The organism is Janthinobacterium sp. DSP2-3-3 (assembly GCF_049897325.1).
Classification (GTDB): domain Bacteria; phylum Pseudomonadota; class Gammaproteobacteria; order Burkholderiales; family Burkholderiaceae_D; genus Janthinobacterium.
In genome coordinates this window covers 334,845-350,647 of record NZ_JAFCWA010000004.1, presented here as the reverse complement: position 1 = coordinate 350,647, position 15,803 = coordinate 334,845, and the positions used below count along the sequence as shown (strand labels likewise).

The window sequence follows — 15,803 nt, the reverse complement described above, 5'->3', positions numbered from 1 at the left end:
CTCAGGAAAGCGCAGCGATCTTGACCAGCAGCTCGGCTTCGACCACCGGCTTGACCAGGTAATCGCGCGCGCCCTGGCGCAAGCCCCAGATGCGGTCCGTTTCCTGGCTCTTGCTGGAGCAGATAATCACCGGCACGTCCTGCAGTTCGGGATCGCGCGCAATCGCGCGCGTGATCTGGAAGCCATTCGCACCGGGCATCACCACATCCATCAAGATCAGGTCGGGCTTGGACTGCTTCAGTTGCGCCAACGCGTCGGCACCGTCCTGCGCCGTGACGACGGCATAACCGGCACGCACCAGCATCTCGCTCAGGTAATAGCGTTCTGTCGGCGAGTCATCGACGATCAGAATTGTATGTATGGCCATCTGCTTCCTTGCTGCGTTGTCAATCAATAAACCACTTACTCAAAATGCCTGGCCAGGTGCAGCCGCACGGCCTCCAGCAGCGCCTCGCGCGCCAGCGGCTTGACCAGGCAAGCACTGGCGCCTGCCATGGCGCCGCGCGCACGGTCGAACAAACCCTCCTTCGACGACAGCATCAGCACCGGCGTGGCATGAAAGGCCGCACTGGCCTTGATCAGCGCACACGTGCGGTAGCCGTCCAGGCGCGGCATCAGAATGTCGCACACGATCAGCGCCGGCTGGCAGTCGGCGATCTTGGCCAAGGCCTCGAAGCCGTTTTCCGCCACCACGACGCGATAACCTGCCTCGCCCAGTATCTTCGCGGCCGCGCTGCGTATCGTCGCGCTGTCGTCGATGACGAGTATCGTGGCGCTGACGCACTCGGCATCGGACGGTGCCTCGGGCAGGATGGGATGCGTCATATGATTATTCGACAATCTTTCATACCATAGCACAGGCTGCCGCGATACCAGCGTGCTGGCAGCACCATGCCACGGATCTGGAGGAATTAAAGCGCCACCATCTCGAAATCATCCTTGCGCGCACCACATTCAGGACATGTCCAGTTCATCGGAACATCGGCCCAACGCGTGCCGGGAGCGATGTCTTCGTCGGGCAGACCGGCCGCTTCATCATAAACCCAGCCGCAAATTAGACACATCCACGTTTGGAATTGCTGCGTTGTTTCGTTGCTACTCACGTTCTGCCACCCTTCAATCAAGTAAAATGCTGAATTAGGTATCTTAATCTACCCGCCGTGCAAAACCAAACTTCTCCCCTCATATTAAGCTTCGGCGTGTCCGATCCGGTCGGTGCGATCGGCATCCAGGCCGACCTGGCCACGTTTTCAGCCTTCGGCTGCCATGGCCTGTCGGTCACCACGGGCCTGTTGATCAGCGATACAGCGCGCGTGGAAGACGTGCAGGCGGTCGACCCGGACTGGGTTTCCGACCAGGCGCGCGTGCTGCTGGAAGACATGTCCGTCGCGGCCATCAAGATCGGCGCCCTGGGCAGCGTGGAAAACGTGACAGCCATCGCAGAAATCGTCTCCGACTATCCGAACGTGCCGCTGATCCTCGATCCCTTCATTTCCGCGCTGCCGGAACAGGGCATGGACGACGAAGACATTCTCACCGCCGTGCGCCAGCTCTTGATCCCGCAAACGACCTTGCTGGTGCTCTCGCCGGTGGAACTGGAGCGCCTGGCCGAAACCTGGCGCGACGCCGATCCGGACGACACCCTGCAAAACGATGTCGATTACCTGGTAGCCCTGGGCTGCGAATACGTGCTCGTCACCGGCATGCCGGCCGACGCCAGCAAGTCCGGCACGGCAGAAGGCAAGTTGCGCGCCAATACCCTGTTCGGCGAAGACGGCGTGGTACGCCACGACGTATGGCAGCACCTACCCGGCATCTTCAACGGCGCCGGCAGCACCTTGTCGGCAGCGGCCACCGCCCTGCTGGCCCTGGCGGAAAACGAAGATGATGTGCCACAGGTGGTCGTGGCGGCGCAGGAATTCACTGCCGGCGCACTGGCTCACGCACGGCGCCACGGCATGGGCAAGCTGGTGCCGAACCGGCTGTTCCGGCAGCAGCGCCAGCGCGACGGCCAATAATTCTGTAGTAGACCAGACAGACCAGACGACACAGACAACGATCCACTTTCAAGGCACGATTATCATGACGACGACTTCACAGAACGACATCCTGTTTGCCCGCGCACAAAAAACCACGCCAGGCGGCGTCAACTCGCCCGTGCGCGCCTTCCGTTCCGTCGGTGGCACGCCGCGCTTCATCACGCGCGCCGAAGGCCCGTACTTCTGGGATGCCGATGGCAAGCGCTATATCGACTACATCGGCTCGTGGGGCCCGGCCATTGTCGGCCACGCCCACCCCGAGGTGGTCAAGGCAGTGCAGGATGCGGCCGCGCTGGGCCTGTCGTTCGGCGCGCCAACCGAAGGCGAAGTGCTGATGGCCGAGGAAATCACACGTCTGGTGCCGTCGATCGAGCAGGTGCGCCTGGTGTCGTCGGGCACGGAAGCGACCATGAGCGCCCTGCGCCTGGCGCGCGGCGCCACGGGACGCGACAAGATCGTCAAGTTCGAAGGCTGCTACCACGGCCACGCCGATTCACTGCTGGTAAAGGCGGGCAGCGGCTTGCTCACCTTCGGCAACCCGACCTCGGCCGGCGTGCCGGAAGATTTTGTGAAGCACACCCTGGTGCTCGACTATAACAACGTGGAGCAATTGAAGGACGCCTTCGACAGCTTCGGCGCGGAGATCGCCTGCGTGATCGTCGAGCCCGTGGCTGGCAACATGAACCTGGTGAAAGCCACGCCGCAATTCCTGCAGGCGATGCGCGATCTGTGCACGCAGCACGGTGCCCTGCTCATTTTTGATGAAGTCATGTGTGGCTTGCGCGTGGCCCTGGGCGGCGCGCAGGCGCTATACGGCATCAAACCCGATCTCACCGCGCTGGGCAAGGTGATTGGCGGCGGCATGCCGGTGGCGGCCTTCGGCGGCAGCGCGGCGCTGATGCACCACATGGCGCCCTTGGGCGCCGTCTATCAGGCGGGCACCCTATCGGGCAATCCGGTCGCCGTGGCGGCCGGCATGGCCACCTTGAAACTGATCCAGCAGCCAGGCTTCTACGAGCAACTGGGCGCCACCGCCAAGCGCCTGGCCGAAGGCTTGACGACCGCCGCAAAAGAGGCGGGCGTGGTTTTCTGCGCCGACTACATCGGCGGCATGTTCGGCATTTATTTCAGCGTCACGCCACCGACCAGCTACGCGGAAATGATGGCGGGCGACCGCAGCAAGTTCAACGCCTTCTTCCACGCCATGCTGGACGAAGGCGTGTACTTTGCGCCAGCCGCCTTCGAGGCGGGCTTCGTCTCGGCTCAGCACGATGATGCCGTCATCGACGCCACCATCGCCGCGGCGCGCAAGGTGTTTGCCAAGCTGGCGTAAGGTACACACCTGACAAAACCTACTGCGCGTCGCGCTTTGCGGCCGGCGATGCTCACCGTACTTCAGTACGGTTGCGCTTCTCGGCCACAAATCACTGCCGCTCGCTACGGTTTTGTCAGGTGTCGTTACACTGTAGCACTTTGTAGCTGCGCCGCTACCAATTCCGGCAGGCTGGCCATGTCGCTGAACACGACATGCGCGCCGGCCGCCTTCAGGCGCGCTTCCTGGCCCGGCGCGATATGCCCGCCGCCGATGAATCCCAGCACCGTCATGCCTGCCGCCACGGCGGCCGTCACGCCCGTGACGCTGTCTTCCAGCACCAGGCATTGACCTGGCGGCACGCCAAAGGCGGCAGCCGCCGCCAGGTAGACGCCCGGATGCGGCTTGGCATGGCCCACCAGGTCCGGCGTGAAAACACGACGGTCAAACAGCGGCGCCATGCCCGTGCGTTCGAGCGCCGACAGCACGCGTGCGCTGACGCTGTTCGAGGCCACGGCCTTGGGCAGGGGAATGGCGGCCAGCGCCTGCGCCACGCCGGGCACGGCGCGCAGCTGCGCATCGCAGGCCGCATCGACGGCGTTGCCGATGGCCATGATGTCATCGGCCGGCAATTGCGGCAAGCCCAGCTCCTTGTAGATATCCTGCATCAGCGGCACCAGGCGCTGGCCCAGGCGCGGCTCGATCAAGCCTTGCAGGGTGACGCCCTGGGGGAGGTTGGGCAGGCGCGGCGCCAGCAATTCCAGCAGCGCTTGCAGGGCCACGGCTTCGCTGTCGATCAGCACGCCATCGCAGTCGCTGATCAGGTGGGTGAAACGCGGAAGGGAAGGAACGGTGTCAGGCATGTATTCTCCAGTAGGGGCGGCGCACACCGTGCGCACCGCCAGCATAAAACAGGGGGACGTGGCGCGCTACGCCTGGCCGGCCACATCCCGATACTGTGCGTTGCGTGCCGGGCATCGGCGGCATGAAGTAATTTCTTTTATATAACTTCAATGGCATACTCTCCTTGCCCTGATCGTTTGAATCAGGCTCAACAGGATCGATACCATGACTCGCAATCACTTTTTGCAAGACCGATTATCCCTGATTTCCACAATTGCCGCGTTTGCCTTCGTGACGGCTGCGCTGCCAGCACGGGCGGCGGACGACGATGCTGCCGTCCTCAAGCTCGTGCGCCAGCACGTGGCGGCGCAAGCCAGTTTTGACGTACCGGCCCTGACAGCCTTGACGGCCGACAATTACGCCGAAGTCTCGCCACTGGGCGACGTCGACACGCGCGAAAAGATGCTGGCGTTTTATGCGCCAGAGAAAAAATCCGCCGCCCCCGTCATCATGGTGGAAGAACCGTTCATGCGCGTCGCGGGCGATACCGCCGTGCTGATCGCCAGGCTGGCGGTGACGGTGCAGATGGGCGGACAGCAGCGCGCCATGGCCCTGCGCGCCAGCTATGTGGCGAAAAAGGAGGGAGCGGTGTGGAAACTGCTGTCCGCGCAATACACGGGCATCGCGCCGAAAAAACCGGCTCCTTGAAAAAACGGGCCTGCTGGCCCGTTTGCTTATTTCAGCCAGCCGCGATGGCGGAAGTACAGGAAGGGCGCGATGGCGCTGGTGATCATCAGGCCCCAGGCCCAAGGATAACCGAACGACCATTCCAGTTCCGGCATCAGCTTGAAGTTCATGCCGTACACGCTGGCGATCAGGGTCGGCGGCAGGAAGGCCACGCTGGCCACCGAGAATATCTTGATGATCTTGTTCTGGTTGATGTTGATGAAACCGACAGTGGCGTCCATCAGGAAGTTGATCTTGTCAAACAGGAACGAGGTATGGCCGTCGAGCGATTCGATATCACGCAAAATCTGCCGCGCTTCCTCGAATTGTTCGGAATTTAACAGACGGCCGCGCATCAAAAAGCTGACGGCGCGGCGCGTATCCATCATGTTGCGACGGATGCGGCCATTCAAATCTTCCTCGTGGGCAATCGCATTCAGCGCTTCGGCCGCGTGCGCATCGGTAAATTCCTTTTGCAGCACGCGCGTGCTGACCTCTTCCAGATTCTGGTAGATGCCTTCGAGCACGTCAGCCGAATATTCGGCGTCGGTGGCGTACAAGTCGAGCAGCACATCCATGTAGTCGGCGATCGAACCTGGCCGCGAACGGGCGCGCATGCGCACCAGGCGGAACACGGGCAAATCGTCCGTATGCATGGAAAACAGAATCTTGCGGGCCAGAATGAAGGCCACAGTGATGACGCGCGAGGGACCGTCGTCTTCTTCGCGCAAGAAGTCCGTGCGCAGATGCAAGTCGCCGTTTTCCGCTTCGTAATAGCGGGCCGATGCTTCAATATCCTTGACTTCGTCTTCACCCGGCAGGGTGACGTTGTAGATGGCCTTGACCCAGGCCCGTTCATCATCGGTGGGGTCGGTCAGGTCGACCCACACCGGTTCGGCATTTTCGAGGTCTGCGCGGCTGTCGATCGGCACCTGGTTGAGCCGGCCATTCTGTAATACAAAGACATTGATCATGCGCGCTCTCAGCCGGATGTTGGGTTATCGTGATGTGCTGGCGCTGGCGCCAAAAGTGAAAACAGCGCAAGTGTACCCGCAAAGGCCTTTTCACGACCACCCCCGGCAGCGCTTTTTCGCGGAAAAAGTGCGGCGTTGCACCAACGGCGCCGATTAAGATGCTGTTCCGCAATAATGCCAATCAGGCAGCTTTGATTTTATGCAAAGAAAGCTGGCCGCCATCAAGGCAATTCGGCCGCTCCCATGCGGCGCAGGATGACACCCGTGCGCCGGTTCAGATAGCCCGTATCGCGGTGACGGTCGTAAAAGCGCGGGTTTGGCAGCATCACGGCCAGTTTCGCCGCCTGTCCGGCGCTCAAGCCCGCCGCGCTGACCCGGTAATAGTGGCGCGCGGCCGCTTCGGCACCAAAGATGCCCGTGCCAAATTCCACCACGTTCAAATAAATCTCGAAAATACGCTGCTTTTCCATCAGGCTTTCCAGCATATACGTGATGATCAACTCCTGGCCCTTGCGCACATAGCTGCGCGAACCGGACAGGAACAGATTCTTCGCCAACTGCTGCGTGATGGTGGAGCCGCCCGCCACGACCTTCTGCTTCTTGCTATTTTTTTCATATGCCTTTTGCAAGGCTTCCCAGTCCACGCCTTCATGTTCGGAGAAATTCGCGTCTTCCGAGGCGATGATGGCCCGTTTCAGATTGTTCGAGATGCGGTTGTAAGGCACCCAGCTCTGCTTGATCGTGGCGTTCGGATTCTTGTCCTGCAAGACAGACAACTGTTCGCGCATAAAGGCCGTGCTGGACGGGTTATGGTCGATCCACCACCAGATTTGCAGGAAGAAATACAGTTGCACGACGATGAAGGCCAGCACGGGCACGATGAACAGCCACTTGATCCAGCCGTAGCGGCTAGCGCCTTTGCGCGCGCCCTTCTTGCCGCCGCTCACAGGCTGCCCCGCAATTGCACCAACAAGTCCTGCGTCTGCGGCCGCACGCCGCGCCACACGTAAAACGCTACTGCCGCCTGCTCCACCAGCATGCCCAGGCCGTCGCGCACCTGCGCGCCATGCTGCGCGGCAAAGTCCATGAAGACGGTGGCTTGCGCGCCATACATCATGTCCAGCGCCAGGGTGTGGCTGCCGAAGATACTCGGCGGCACCGGCGGCAAGTCGCCCGCCAGGCTGGCCGAGGTGGCATTGATGACGATATCGAACTGGCCGTCCGCCTGCGCGAAGCTACCTGCGCGCAGCTGGACAGCGTGACTCGCCGCATCGGCAAACTGCGCCACCAGCGCCTCGGCCGTGGCCACGGTGCGGTTGGCAATGAACACTTGCTGCGGCGCCTGTTCCAGCAAGGGCAGCACCACGCCGCGCGCCGCGCCGCCCGCGCCCAGCAGCAGGATGCGCTTGCCGGCGATGGCCACGCCCGCGTTGCGCACGATGTCAGCCACCAGGCCCGCGCCATCGGTATTGTCGCCAAGAATGGTCTCGCCATCGAAACGCAGGGTATTGACGGCACCGGCCGCCCTGGCCCGCGGCGTCAAGACAGTGGCCAGCGCACACGCTTCGAGCTTGAACGGCACCGTCACGTTCGCGCCCTTGCCGCCCTCGGCGGCAAACGTGCGGGCCGCCAGGGCAAAGCCATCGAGCGGCGCCAGCCGGCGTTCATAGACCATGGCCAGGCCCGTCTGCAGGGCAAACGCGGCGTGTATCAGGGGGGACTTGCTGTGGGCGATAGGATTGCCGAATACACAATATTGATCAGGATTAATATTTTTCTTGCTCAATTGCTGCCGCCAGTCAGGTTAGCTTCCATTTTTTCTTCGCGGGTAAATTTGAAACGGGTGATGACGACCCATAGGTCATCTTTATCACTCGACAACATATTCGGTGGGAAACGGCCGAAAGGCGCCGCGCGGCGCACGATGGCCAGGGCCGCCGCATCCAACGCCGGGTTGCCCGAGCTTTTCTCCACGCGGGCGCCGCCTTCCTTCTGGTAAATCGTGCCGTCCTGGAAGATGGGAATGTAGACGACCAGTTCGCCATACATCTTGCGGCCATTCTTTTGCGGGAAATTCAGGGTGCCGATTTCCTCGATGCGCTTTTGCAAGGTCTTGTAATACATGGCATAGCCGACCTCCTGCGTGCTGGGGGTAATGAAGGTCTTGCGGGGACGCTTGTTCTGGTCTTCCACGGTCTGGCTGATCTCGGCCGCCATGCGCGCGATGGCCTTGCTACTTTCCATCAAGTCCGAGCCCGATGCCAGGGGATTGGGTTTGTCCTTTTCCGTGACGGGCGCGGCGCTGTAAGGCGTCGGCTTGGCCGCCTGCGTCAGCAGCTCCTGCTGTTTTTGTTCCAGTTCGGCAATGCGCCGGGCGTTGGCCTTGACGCTGTCGCCCTCTTCCACCTTGCGCATGTCAGGCAAGGGCGACTTGGCCCGGCCCTTGTCGGCCTGACCACCACCGTCGAGGTTGGCTTGCGCCAGGGCCTCGGCCTTCAGGGGTGTATTGGCATGCTTGGCGTTGACCAGGATCACTTCCAGGCCGGGATCCGTGGCCACGGCCCGCTGCGGGGCCGGGGCGACAAAATGCATCGCCAGCAAGGCGCCGTGCGCCAGCAGCGATACCGCCACGGCAATCATCAGGAAACGATACTCTCGGAAAGACTTCACGCGCAACCCAGTTCTTTACAACACAAGATACAAGATGCCTGAATTCTACGTCAAAGGGCGATGCCGGCAACAGTTTTCAGCACCGCCTTGTGGCTTGGATGCCTTACTTGACCTCGGGCTCGCTGACCACGTCTTCGCTGGCCAGTTCCGCCACTTCCGCATCGGCGTCGCTGACCTGGTTGGCCGCTTCCGGCGATGCTTCAGCCGTCACGTCGCCATCTTCAGGGGACGCATCGCCCGCCTCTTCCTCGTAGTCCAGCTCGGCATCGGCCGCCGCATCGGGCACGGTGGCGATTTCCAGCAGGCGCGCTTCAATGCTCAGGTCGACTTCATCCCAGCGCAGCAAGTCCAGTTTCACCTGGGCGCCGCGCGCCACCGATGGCATGCCTGGCAGCTTGATGACCAGCGGAATGTCGACCAGGCGCAGGATTTCATCTTTCAAGACCACGGCATCGACCTGGCGCGCGTTTTCCTGGTGCAGCCAGCGCAAGCACCAATAGCGTTCCATGTTCGACTGGAAATCGCCATATGCGGCATATGCGGCGTCAAACGCCGAGACGATGGCGAACAGATTCGCATCGCGCGGCTTGAACGGGGCCACCAGCGGCGCCGTCACGCCATGCTCGGCGCAGGCAATGATTTGCCACTGGTTCACCAGGTCCGTGTAGCGGCGCAAGGGGGAAGTACTCCATGCGTATTGATCCACGCCCAGACCCTGGTGCGGCGCCGCATGGGTGACCATGCGCACCTGCATCTTTGCCGCCCAGCTATTGCCACTGCCGCCACCCTGGCTGCGGTAGATGCCGGGCACGCCATGGTCGTGCAGCATCTTGCCCCAGGTACTGTTGGCAAAAATCATCAGTTCGGCGACGATCTTGTCGAGCGGCGCGCCACGCTTGCGGCGCGCCACGCTGACGATATCATTTTCCACATAGAAATTGAAATCGACACGGTTATTCTGTTCCGGCTTCAGGCCGAACGCTTCGCGCTTCTTCATGCGGCCTTGCTCCAGCTGCTGTGCCCATTGCCACAGCACGGCAAAATCGGCCTTGTGCGGGTACTCGCCTTCGCCACTGGCCAGGGTTTCCTCGTTGACCAGGTCATCGAGCTGGTTGTGGCGCAAATTGCTGGCAATCGGCACCAGCTCGGCGCGCGTCTGCGTGCTGATCACGGCCCAGTCGGCTTTCGGGTCCAGCGTCGCGTACAGCGACAGTGCCGGGCACGTCGTACCTTCAGCGAGCGTGAACGCATTCACGATTTCGTCCGGCAGCATGGTGATCTTGTCGCCCGGCATGTAGACGGTCGACATGCGCTGGCGCGCCATCTTGTCGATCACGTCGTCCGGGCGGATGCCCAGGCCGGGCGCGGCGATGTGGATGCCCACTTTCACGGTGCCATCGGGCAACGGTTGCACGGAGAAAGCATCGTCGATCTCGGTGGTGGTCACGTCGTCGATAGAGAAGGCGGCCACATCGGCCAGCGGCAGCTTGGCCGTCACGGCGGGTACGGGCACGCTCGGGAAGCCGGCGCCCTTGGGGAAATTTTCAAAGAGGAATTTCGACAGGTGCAAGTCTTTCGGTGAAGCAATACCACCGACAGCCAGCATCAAACGCGGCGGCGTCGTGTGCAATTCCGTGCACGCCGCTTCCAGCGCCTTGTATTCGATAGTGTTCTTGTCGGGCTTGAACAGCAGTTGCAGCACCATCGTCTGCATCGAGGCAGGCAAGCGGTTCTGTTTCAGCTCTTCCACATACGCGGCTTGCACCAGCGCCTGCTGCTTTTTCTTTTCGATGCCGGCCAGCGCCGCCTTCAAGGACGCTTCCGGCGCCGCCTTGTAGCGGCCGCGCCCCTTCTTGTAGAAATATACGGGCGCCGAATGGAGGGCCAGGATCAGCCCAGCCGCTTCCGGCGGCAACGGGGCGTGGCCGAAATACTCGGCGCCCAGCTCGGCAAAGCCGAACTCGTCTTCGCCCGCTACTTCCCACAGGAAATCGAGATCGATCTCGGCAGCAACAGCTTTGGCTTGCTCGAGCAGCTCGGCCGGGGCCGGCTTTTCATACTGCAGCAGCACATCCTTGATCTTGACCTTGGTGCGCTTGCCGCTGGCCATTTCCACTTGATACGCTTCACCCGCTTGCGACAGGACCGTGCCGACCTTGAAATCGCCGGATTCTTCAAAAAATAGATTCATTGTTATGCTTTGTTTATTAATGTGTCGGTTGCAACGGTACGAGTGGTGGACGTCAACTCGAGCACCGCCGGCAAAAATACTTCTGTTACCAGCAGCAAGCCCTGGTAACGCTGATACAGGCAGCGGCGGGCAAAAAACAGCGCCGGCTCGTCGGCGCGCTGCCTTTCCCGTGCCAGCGCCGCCTGCGCCCGCTGCACCAGCGGGTGGCCGGCGCGCAAGCGGGCAAATTCCAGTGTGCCGCGCCGCACCATGCGGTCGCCAAACAGGGTCGTGCCCAGCGAACGTTCGCCCAGCGCGGAAAACAAGGGCCAGTCCGTGGCCGTCGCCTGCATGGGCACGACGGTATGACCAAACACGGCCGGTTTATTATCACAACGCAACAGCACTTCGCGTTCCCATACCCGACCCGCGCGGTGCAAGCCGATGCTGGCGGCCTCGTCGCTCAAACAGCGCGCTGTTTCCTGGTGCAAACATTGCACGCGAAATGCCTGACTATGCGCTTTCAGCTTGGCCGTCAGCGAACCGCCGCCCGTCAGCCAGTGACGCAAGGCCGGTGGCGCATTGATGGCGTTGACGTGCGCATGCCATTGCGCCTGGCGCAGCGAACCCGGCCTCACCGGGCGGCGTCCGTCGGGATGCAGCAAAATGCGAGCACGGGCGACAGGTAGGCGGCAAATTCGCTGATGCCATGGTCGCTGCCGTCGATGACGCACTGCTGCGCCCCCTGATAATGCGCCAGCATGTCGCGGTAGTCGAGTACTTCATCACCGGTGGCGGCAATCAGGAAATAGCGTTGCGGCTCAGTAATCTTCTCTACAGCAAAGGTTCCCAGCTCGGCTATGTATGCGCGCTTGAACTCGAATGGCTTGTCAGAATGAAACTCTGTCGTCACCCCCACATGCTGTTCCAGGTCGATCAGGGGCACGATGGCGGGATTGAGCAGCACGGCGCGGCAACCCAGTTGCTCGGCCAGCCAAGTGGCGTAATAGCCGCCCAGCGAGGAGCCGATAATCGTCAGTTCGGCGGGCGCCACATCCTTGACCAGCGACAAGGCCAGTGCGATGGCCAGCTTGGGCGAGGCCGGCAATTGCGGGCACAGCCACTCTGCTTCGCGGCCCAGCGCCTGCATTTGCGCGGCCAGCAGGCGCGACTTCATCGACAGGGGTGACGAGCGAAATCCATGCAGGTACAGAATCATCGGCCCAGCGCCTCCAGCAATTTCTGGTGCACGCCGCCAAAGCCGCCGTTGCTCATGACCACGATCTGGTCGCCGGGACGGGCGCTAGCGGCCACGGCGGCAACCAAGGTATCGATGTCTTCATAGGCACTGGCAATCTTGCCCAGCGGCGCCAACGCGTCGCCCAGGCTCCAGCCCAGCGCGGCATGGCTGCCGAAACCGAAGACCAGGTCGGCGTCCTTCAGGCTGCCGGGCAGCGCATCTTTCATGGCGCCCAGCTTCATGGTGTTCGAACGCGGTTCCAGCACGGCCAGGATGCGTCCCTTATTATCAACTGTCTTGCCGATTTTTTGCCGCAGCCCGCCCACCGTGGTGGCAATGGCCGTCGGGTGATGCGCGAAATCGTCATATACGGTAATGTCGTTGACCACGCCGCGCACTTCCATGCGGCGCTTGACACTGTCAAACGTGGCCAGCGCGGCGCAGGCCTGGGCAATGGGCACGCCCACGTGACGTGCGGCGGCGATGGCCGCCAGCGCATTGCTGCGGTTGTGCTTGCCCGTGAGCGCCCACGCCACATGGCCTTCCTGCCGGCCATTGAAATACACGTCGAAACTGCCATCGGCCTGCTCTTGCAGTTGCCAGTTGGCATCCTGACCAAAACTTTCCTTTTCGCTCCAGCAACCACGCGCCAGCACGCGCTGTAGCGACGCTTCGTCGCCGTTGAACACCAGGCGGCCGATACCGGGCACGGTGCGCACCAGATGGTGGAATTGCGTCTCGATCGCGTGCAAATCGGGGAAGATGTCGGCGTGATCATATTCCAGGTTATTCATGATGGCCGTCTTCGCGTGGTAATGCACGAACTTGCTGCGCTTGTCGAAGAAAGCCGTATCGTATTCATCGGCTTCGATGACGAAGAAGTCAGAATCGGCGCTCTTGCCGTCGATCTTGCCGCTGAGGCGGGCGGAAATGCCAAAGTTCATCGGCACGCCGCCGATCAGGAAGCCCGGCGCGTAGCCCGCATCTTCGAGTATCCAGGCCAGCATGGCCGAGGTGGTCGTCTTGCCATGCGTGCCGGCCACGGCCAGCACCCACTTGTTGCGCAAGATATGTTCGCCGATCCACTGCGGACCAGACACATACGGCAGGCTGCGGTTTAGAATTTCTTCCACCAGCGGATTGCCGCGCGAGACCACATTGCCAATCACATACAAATCCGGGTTCAGCTGGGTTTGTTCCGGATCAAAACCCTGGATCAGTTCGATTCCCTGCGATTCCAGCTGGGTGCTCATCGGCGGATACACGTTGGCATCGCAACCAGTGACTTTATGGCCGGCTTCCTTGGCCAGCACGGCCAGGCCGCCCATGAAGGTACCGCAAATGCCGAGAATATGAATATGCATGTGTTCAGTGCGAAAGGTGCACGCTTAAGTAAGTAAGACGGTGAGATAAAAAAGAGCAAGTGTGGGATTTTACCTGACGCCATGACTTTTTCCGCTTCGGAGTATCATCTCGCTCATGACGAACGATGCATTTGACGATAGCGCGCAGTTGCGCCTGGAAATTGCCGCCGCTGCCGCGCGCCTGGTGGCGCAGGATGGCGCCGACTATGGCAGCGCCAAGCGCAAGGCGGCGCGGCAGGTCCTCGGCGACGCGCCGAACCGGCCCACGAATCGGCCAAATATACTGCCCGATAACGACATGATCGAGGAACAGCTGCGGCAATACAATGCCCTGTTCCTCGCCGACAGCCAGCCTGCGCGCCTGTTCCAGCTGCGCACGATAGCGCTGCAGGTCATGGAAGCGTTGCAACAATTTCATCCCCTGCTCAGCGGCCCCGTGCTGAACGGCACGGCCGGCCCGCACGACGAGATCTATGTGCAGCTGTTTGCCGAGAGCGCCAAGGACATCCACATCTTCCTGCTCAATAAAAATGTCGTGCTCGACATGTCGGAAAGCCCGCATTTCAAGGGAGCGCGTTATGATGCGGTCGAGACAGCCAATTTCTTATGGAAAAACGAAGGCGTGCACGCAGCCATGTATGAGCTCGACGATATGCGCGGCGCGCTGAAAGCCAAGGCGGACGGCAAAGTGCTGCGCACCGACATCGCGGGGCTGCGCAGCCTGCTGGCCGCCAGCCTCGCCGATGGCGTGCCGGCTGCCGACTAACATTGATATAGATAAAGTTATGACAAAAAAGAATTGGATCGCCTGCGCCATCGTTGCGCTGATGTTTGGCGGCATGGGCGCCTACGTCGGTTTGGGCAAGGAAAAAGTGAAAGCAGCGGGGAAAGAAGCGGGGCCGCAGACGACCACCATCGCGCCAGGCGCGACGGGGCCCGTCAACGAGCTGTATGCGCTGTCCCTGCCGGACGCGGCAGGCACCACGCAAGCCTTATCACAATGGAAAGGCAAGAATTTGCTGGTCAATTTCTGGGCCCCATGGTGTCCGCCATGCGTGGAAGAAATGCCGGAGTTATCCGAAGTGCAAGGCCACTACGCGGCGAAAAACCTGCAAGTGATCGGCATCGGTATCGATTCGGCCAGCAATATTGCCACTTTTGCCAGCAAGTTCAAGATCGCCTATCCCGTGTATGTATCCGGCCTGAGCGGCACCGATCTATCGCGCCATTTTGGCAATGCCACGGGCGGTTTGCCCTTTACGGTGCTGATCGGCGCCGATGGCGAAGTCAAAAAGACCTATCTGGGCCGCTTAAAATTTGATCAGTTGCGCGCCGATCTGGATAAATTGTAAATTCGGAGCGTGCTTTTTTCTCTTGCCAATGCGTATCTTTGGCGGCAAAATGCGGAACTTTCGCTAAAACGGTCTTCCATACATGGCAAAAAACCTCCTTCTGCTCAACGGTCCCAACCTGAATTTGCTGGGAACGCGCGAGCCTGAGGTCTACGGCGCCAGCACCTTGGCCGATATCGAACAGGCAGCAATGGCGCAAGCCATGGCGGCCGGTGCCGACCTGGTCTGCTTTCAAAGCAACCATGAAGGCGCGCTGATCGACCGCATCCATGCCGCGCGAGCGGAAGGGATCGATGCCATCGTCATCAATCCGGGCGGCCTGACCCATACCAGCGTTGCCTTGCGCGATGCGCTGGCCGGGGTCGCCATTCCGTTCGTGGAAGTGCATATCTCGAATATTTATCAACGCGAAACGTTTCGACATCACTCATTTCTCAGCGCGATCGCGCAGGGGACGATCTGCGGCCTGGGTATCGATGGATATCGGTTTGCCATCGACTTTGCGCTTAAAAAACGTTAATCTACGCGATCTGCACGCATTTAGCGCGGCGATAGGTTCTGGACATCACCGCATCACTCATAAAACAAACTACATTCCTAGGGGTTTTACATGGATCTACGAAAACTCAAGACCTTGATCGACCTGGTCGCCGAATCGGATATCGCAGAGCTGGAAGTTACCGAAGGCGAAAGCAAGGTTCGCATCGTCAAATCGTCGGCCATGCCGCAAAACCAGATGGTCATGATGCAGCCGCAAGGCATGCAAGCCCACTATCAGCCGGCCGCGCCAGCCGCCGCTCCCGCTGCGGCGTCTGCCGTCGTGGTGGCCGCCGAGCCAACGGGCTATGTGGTCAAGTCGCCGATGGTCGGTACCTTCTACCGCTCCTCCGCTCCTGGCACCGCCGCATACGTTGAAGTGGGCGCTACCGTCAAGGAAGGTGATACCCTGTGCATCATCGAAGCGATGAAGCTCCTGAATGAAATCGACACCGATAAAGCCGGTGTCGTGACCCAGATCCTGGTCGAAAACGGCCAACCGGTCGAATTCGGTCAACCCTTGTTTGTGATCGGCTAAAACCCAGTCCACACGGCCGGCAACGGCCGTTTGCAGTT

General features: G+C 61.0%; 20 protein-coding genes. 8 read left to right on the top strand and 12 right to left on the bottom strand.

From position 1 onward, the window contains the following. Position 1 precedes the first annotated feature (1 nt). The 3 genes from ACP7DE_RS10600 to ACP7DE_RS10590 form a co-directional block, all read right to left on the bottom strand. Positions 2–367 carry a response regulator gene (locus ACP7DE_RS10600; protein ID WP_426072058.1) on the bottom strand — a complete coding sequence of 122 codons (366 nt, stop codon included), beginning with the start codon at positions 365–367 and terminating at the stop codon, positions 2–4. A gap of 35 nt (positions 368–402) precedes the next feature. Next, the gene (locus ACP7DE_RS10595) at positions 403–825 is read right to left on the bottom strand and encodes a response regulator (RefSeq protein ID WP_426072057.1); all 423 of its coding nucleotides are present in this window, start codon (positions 823–825) and stop codon (positions 403–405) included. An 86-nt stretch (positions 826–911) separates the two neighbouring features. Continuing rightward, positions 912–1,064: a rubredoxin gene (locus ACP7DE_RS10590; RefSeq protein ID WP_010401308.1), complete on the bottom strand. Its 153-nt coding sequence runs from the start codon at positions 1,062–1,064 to the stop codon at positions 912–914. 96 nt (positions 1,065–1,160) lie between these two features. On the opposite strand from ACP7DE_RS10590, the gene thiD reads away from it, so the two are divergent. Further along, positions 1,161–2,018, top strand: coding sequence for a bifunctional hydroxymethylpyrimidine kinase/phosphomethylpyrimidine kinase (gene thiD / locus ACP7DE_RS10585; protein WP_426072056.1), 858 nt, complete (start codon positions 1,161–1,163; stop codon positions 2,016–2,018). 64 nt (positions 2,019–2,082) lie between these two features. After that, on the top strand, positions 2,083–3,372 hold the full coding sequence (gene hemL / locus ACP7DE_RS10580) for a glutamate-1-semialdehyde 2,1-aminomutase (protein WP_426072055.1): 1,290 nt from the start codon (positions 2,083–2,085) through the stop codon (positions 3,370–3,372). A 125-nt stretch (positions 3,373–3,497) separates the two neighbouring features. Here the strand turns inward: hemL and ACP7DE_RS10575 are convergent, their stop codons facing one another. Next, positions 3,498–4,214, bottom strand: a complete 717-nt coding sequence (locus tag ACP7DE_RS10575) for an HAD family hydrolase (protein ID WP_426072054.1) — start codon at positions 4,212–4,214, stop codon at positions 3,498–3,500. Between the two features lie 205 nt (positions 4,215–4,419). On the opposite strand from ACP7DE_RS10575, the gene ACP7DE_RS10570 reads away from it, so the two are divergent. Further along, positions 4,420–4,902 carry a nuclear transport factor 2 family protein gene (locus ACP7DE_RS10570; protein WP_426072053.1) on the top strand — a complete coding sequence of 161 codons (483 nt, stop codon included), beginning with the start codon at positions 4,420–4,422 and terminating at the stop codon, positions 4,900–4,902. Positions 4,903–4,928: 26 nt separating this feature from the next. Here the strand turns inward: ACP7DE_RS10570 and corA are convergent, their stop codons facing one another. Beyond that, on the bottom strand, positions 4,929–5,894 hold the full coding sequence (gene corA / locus ACP7DE_RS10565; RefSeq protein WP_034746658.1) for a magnesium/cobalt transporter CorA: 966 nt from the start codon (positions 5,892–5,894) through the stop codon (positions 4,929–4,931). Between corA and ACP7DE_RS10560 the strand changes: the two genes are divergently transcribed. Then, entirely contained in the window at positions 5,893–6,051 is a 159-nt protein-coding gene (locus ACP7DE_RS10560; protein WP_426072052.1) for a hypothetical protein, read from the top strand. The two genes, corA and ACP7DE_RS10560, sit on opposite strands and share 2 nt — an antisense overlap. Before the next feature lie 64 nt (positions 6,052–6,115). Here ACP7DE_RS10560 and mtgA read toward each other — a convergent pair whose 3' ends face one another. The 7 genes from mtgA to mpl form a co-directional block, all read right to left on the bottom strand. Then, positions 6,116–6,841, bottom strand: a complete 726-nt coding sequence (gene mtgA / locus ACP7DE_RS10555) for a monofunctional biosynthetic peptidoglycan transglycosylase (RefSeq protein ID WP_426072051.1) — start codon at positions 6,839–6,841, stop codon at positions 6,116–6,118. Further along, positions 6,838–7,680, bottom strand: a complete 843-nt coding sequence (aroE, locus tag ACP7DE_RS10550; RefSeq protein WP_426072050.1) for a shikimate dehydrogenase — start codon at positions 7,678–7,680, stop codon at positions 6,838–6,840. The genes mtgA and aroE overlap by 4 nt, the downstream gene beginning before the upstream one ends. Then, positions 7,677–8,534, bottom strand: a complete 858-nt coding sequence (locus ACP7DE_RS10545) for an energy transducer TonB family protein (protein WP_426072179.1) — start codon at positions 8,532–8,534, stop codon at positions 7,677–7,679. The genes aroE and ACP7DE_RS10545 overlap by 4 nt, the downstream gene beginning before the upstream one ends. Positions 8,535–8,667: 133 nt before the next feature. After that, positions 8,668–10,755: an RNB domain-containing ribonuclease gene (locus ACP7DE_RS10540; RefSeq protein WP_426072049.1), complete on the bottom strand. Its 2,088-nt coding sequence runs from the start codon at positions 10,753–10,755 to the stop codon at positions 8,668–8,670. 2 nt (positions 10,756–10,757) lie between these two features. After that, the gene (locus ACP7DE_RS10535; RefSeq protein ID WP_426072048.1) at positions 10,758–11,372 is read right to left on the bottom strand and encodes a chorismate--pyruvate lyase family protein; all 615 of its coding nucleotides are present in this window, start codon (positions 11,370–11,372) and stop codon (positions 10,758–10,760) included. After that, positions 11,369–11,953: a YqiA/YcfP family alpha/beta fold hydrolase gene (locus tag ACP7DE_RS10530; RefSeq protein ID WP_426072047.1), complete on the bottom strand. Its 585-nt coding sequence runs from the start codon at positions 11,951–11,953 to the stop codon at positions 11,369–11,371. The genes ACP7DE_RS10535 and ACP7DE_RS10530 overlap by 4 nt, the downstream gene beginning before the upstream one ends. Beyond that, a complete protein-coding gene (mpl, locus tag ACP7DE_RS10525) occupies positions 11,950–13,338 on the bottom strand; it encodes a UDP-N-acetylmuramate:L-alanyl-gamma-D-glutamyl-meso-diaminopimelate ligase (protein ID WP_426072046.1) in 1,389 nt (462 codons plus the stop codon). Before mpl ends, ACP7DE_RS10530 begins: the two co-directional genes overlap by 4 nt. A 115-nt stretch (positions 13,339–13,453) precedes the next feature. On the opposite strand from mpl, the gene ACP7DE_RS10520 reads away from it, so the two are divergent. The 4 genes from ACP7DE_RS10520 (at position 13,454) to accB (ending at position 15,765) form a co-directional block, all read left to right on the top strand. After that, positions 13,454–14,104, top strand: a complete 651-nt coding sequence (locus ACP7DE_RS10520; RefSeq protein ID WP_426072045.1) for a hypothetical protein — start codon at positions 13,454–13,456, stop codon at positions 14,102–14,104. A 19-nt stretch (positions 14,105–14,123) separates the two neighbouring features. Continuing rightward, positions 14,124–14,690 carry a TlpA family protein disulfide reductase gene (locus ACP7DE_RS10515; protein ID WP_426072044.1) on the top strand — a complete coding sequence of 189 codons (567 nt, stop codon included), beginning with the start codon at positions 14,124–14,126 and terminating at the stop codon, positions 14,688–14,690. Between the two features lie 82 nt (positions 14,691–14,772). Further along, positions 14,773–15,210, top strand: a complete 438-nt coding sequence (gene aroQ, locus ACP7DE_RS10510) for a type II 3-dehydroquinate dehydratase (protein WP_034746628.1) — start codon at positions 14,773–14,775, stop codon at positions 15,208–15,210. 90 nt (positions 15,211–15,300) lie between these two features. Beyond that, positions 15,301–15,765, top strand: coding sequence for an acetyl-CoA carboxylase biotin carboxyl carrier protein (gene accB / locus ACP7DE_RS10505; protein WP_426072043.1), 465 nt, complete (start codon positions 15,301–15,303; stop codon positions 15,763–15,765). The last annotated feature ends 38 nt before the right edge of the window (positions 15,766–15,803 follow it).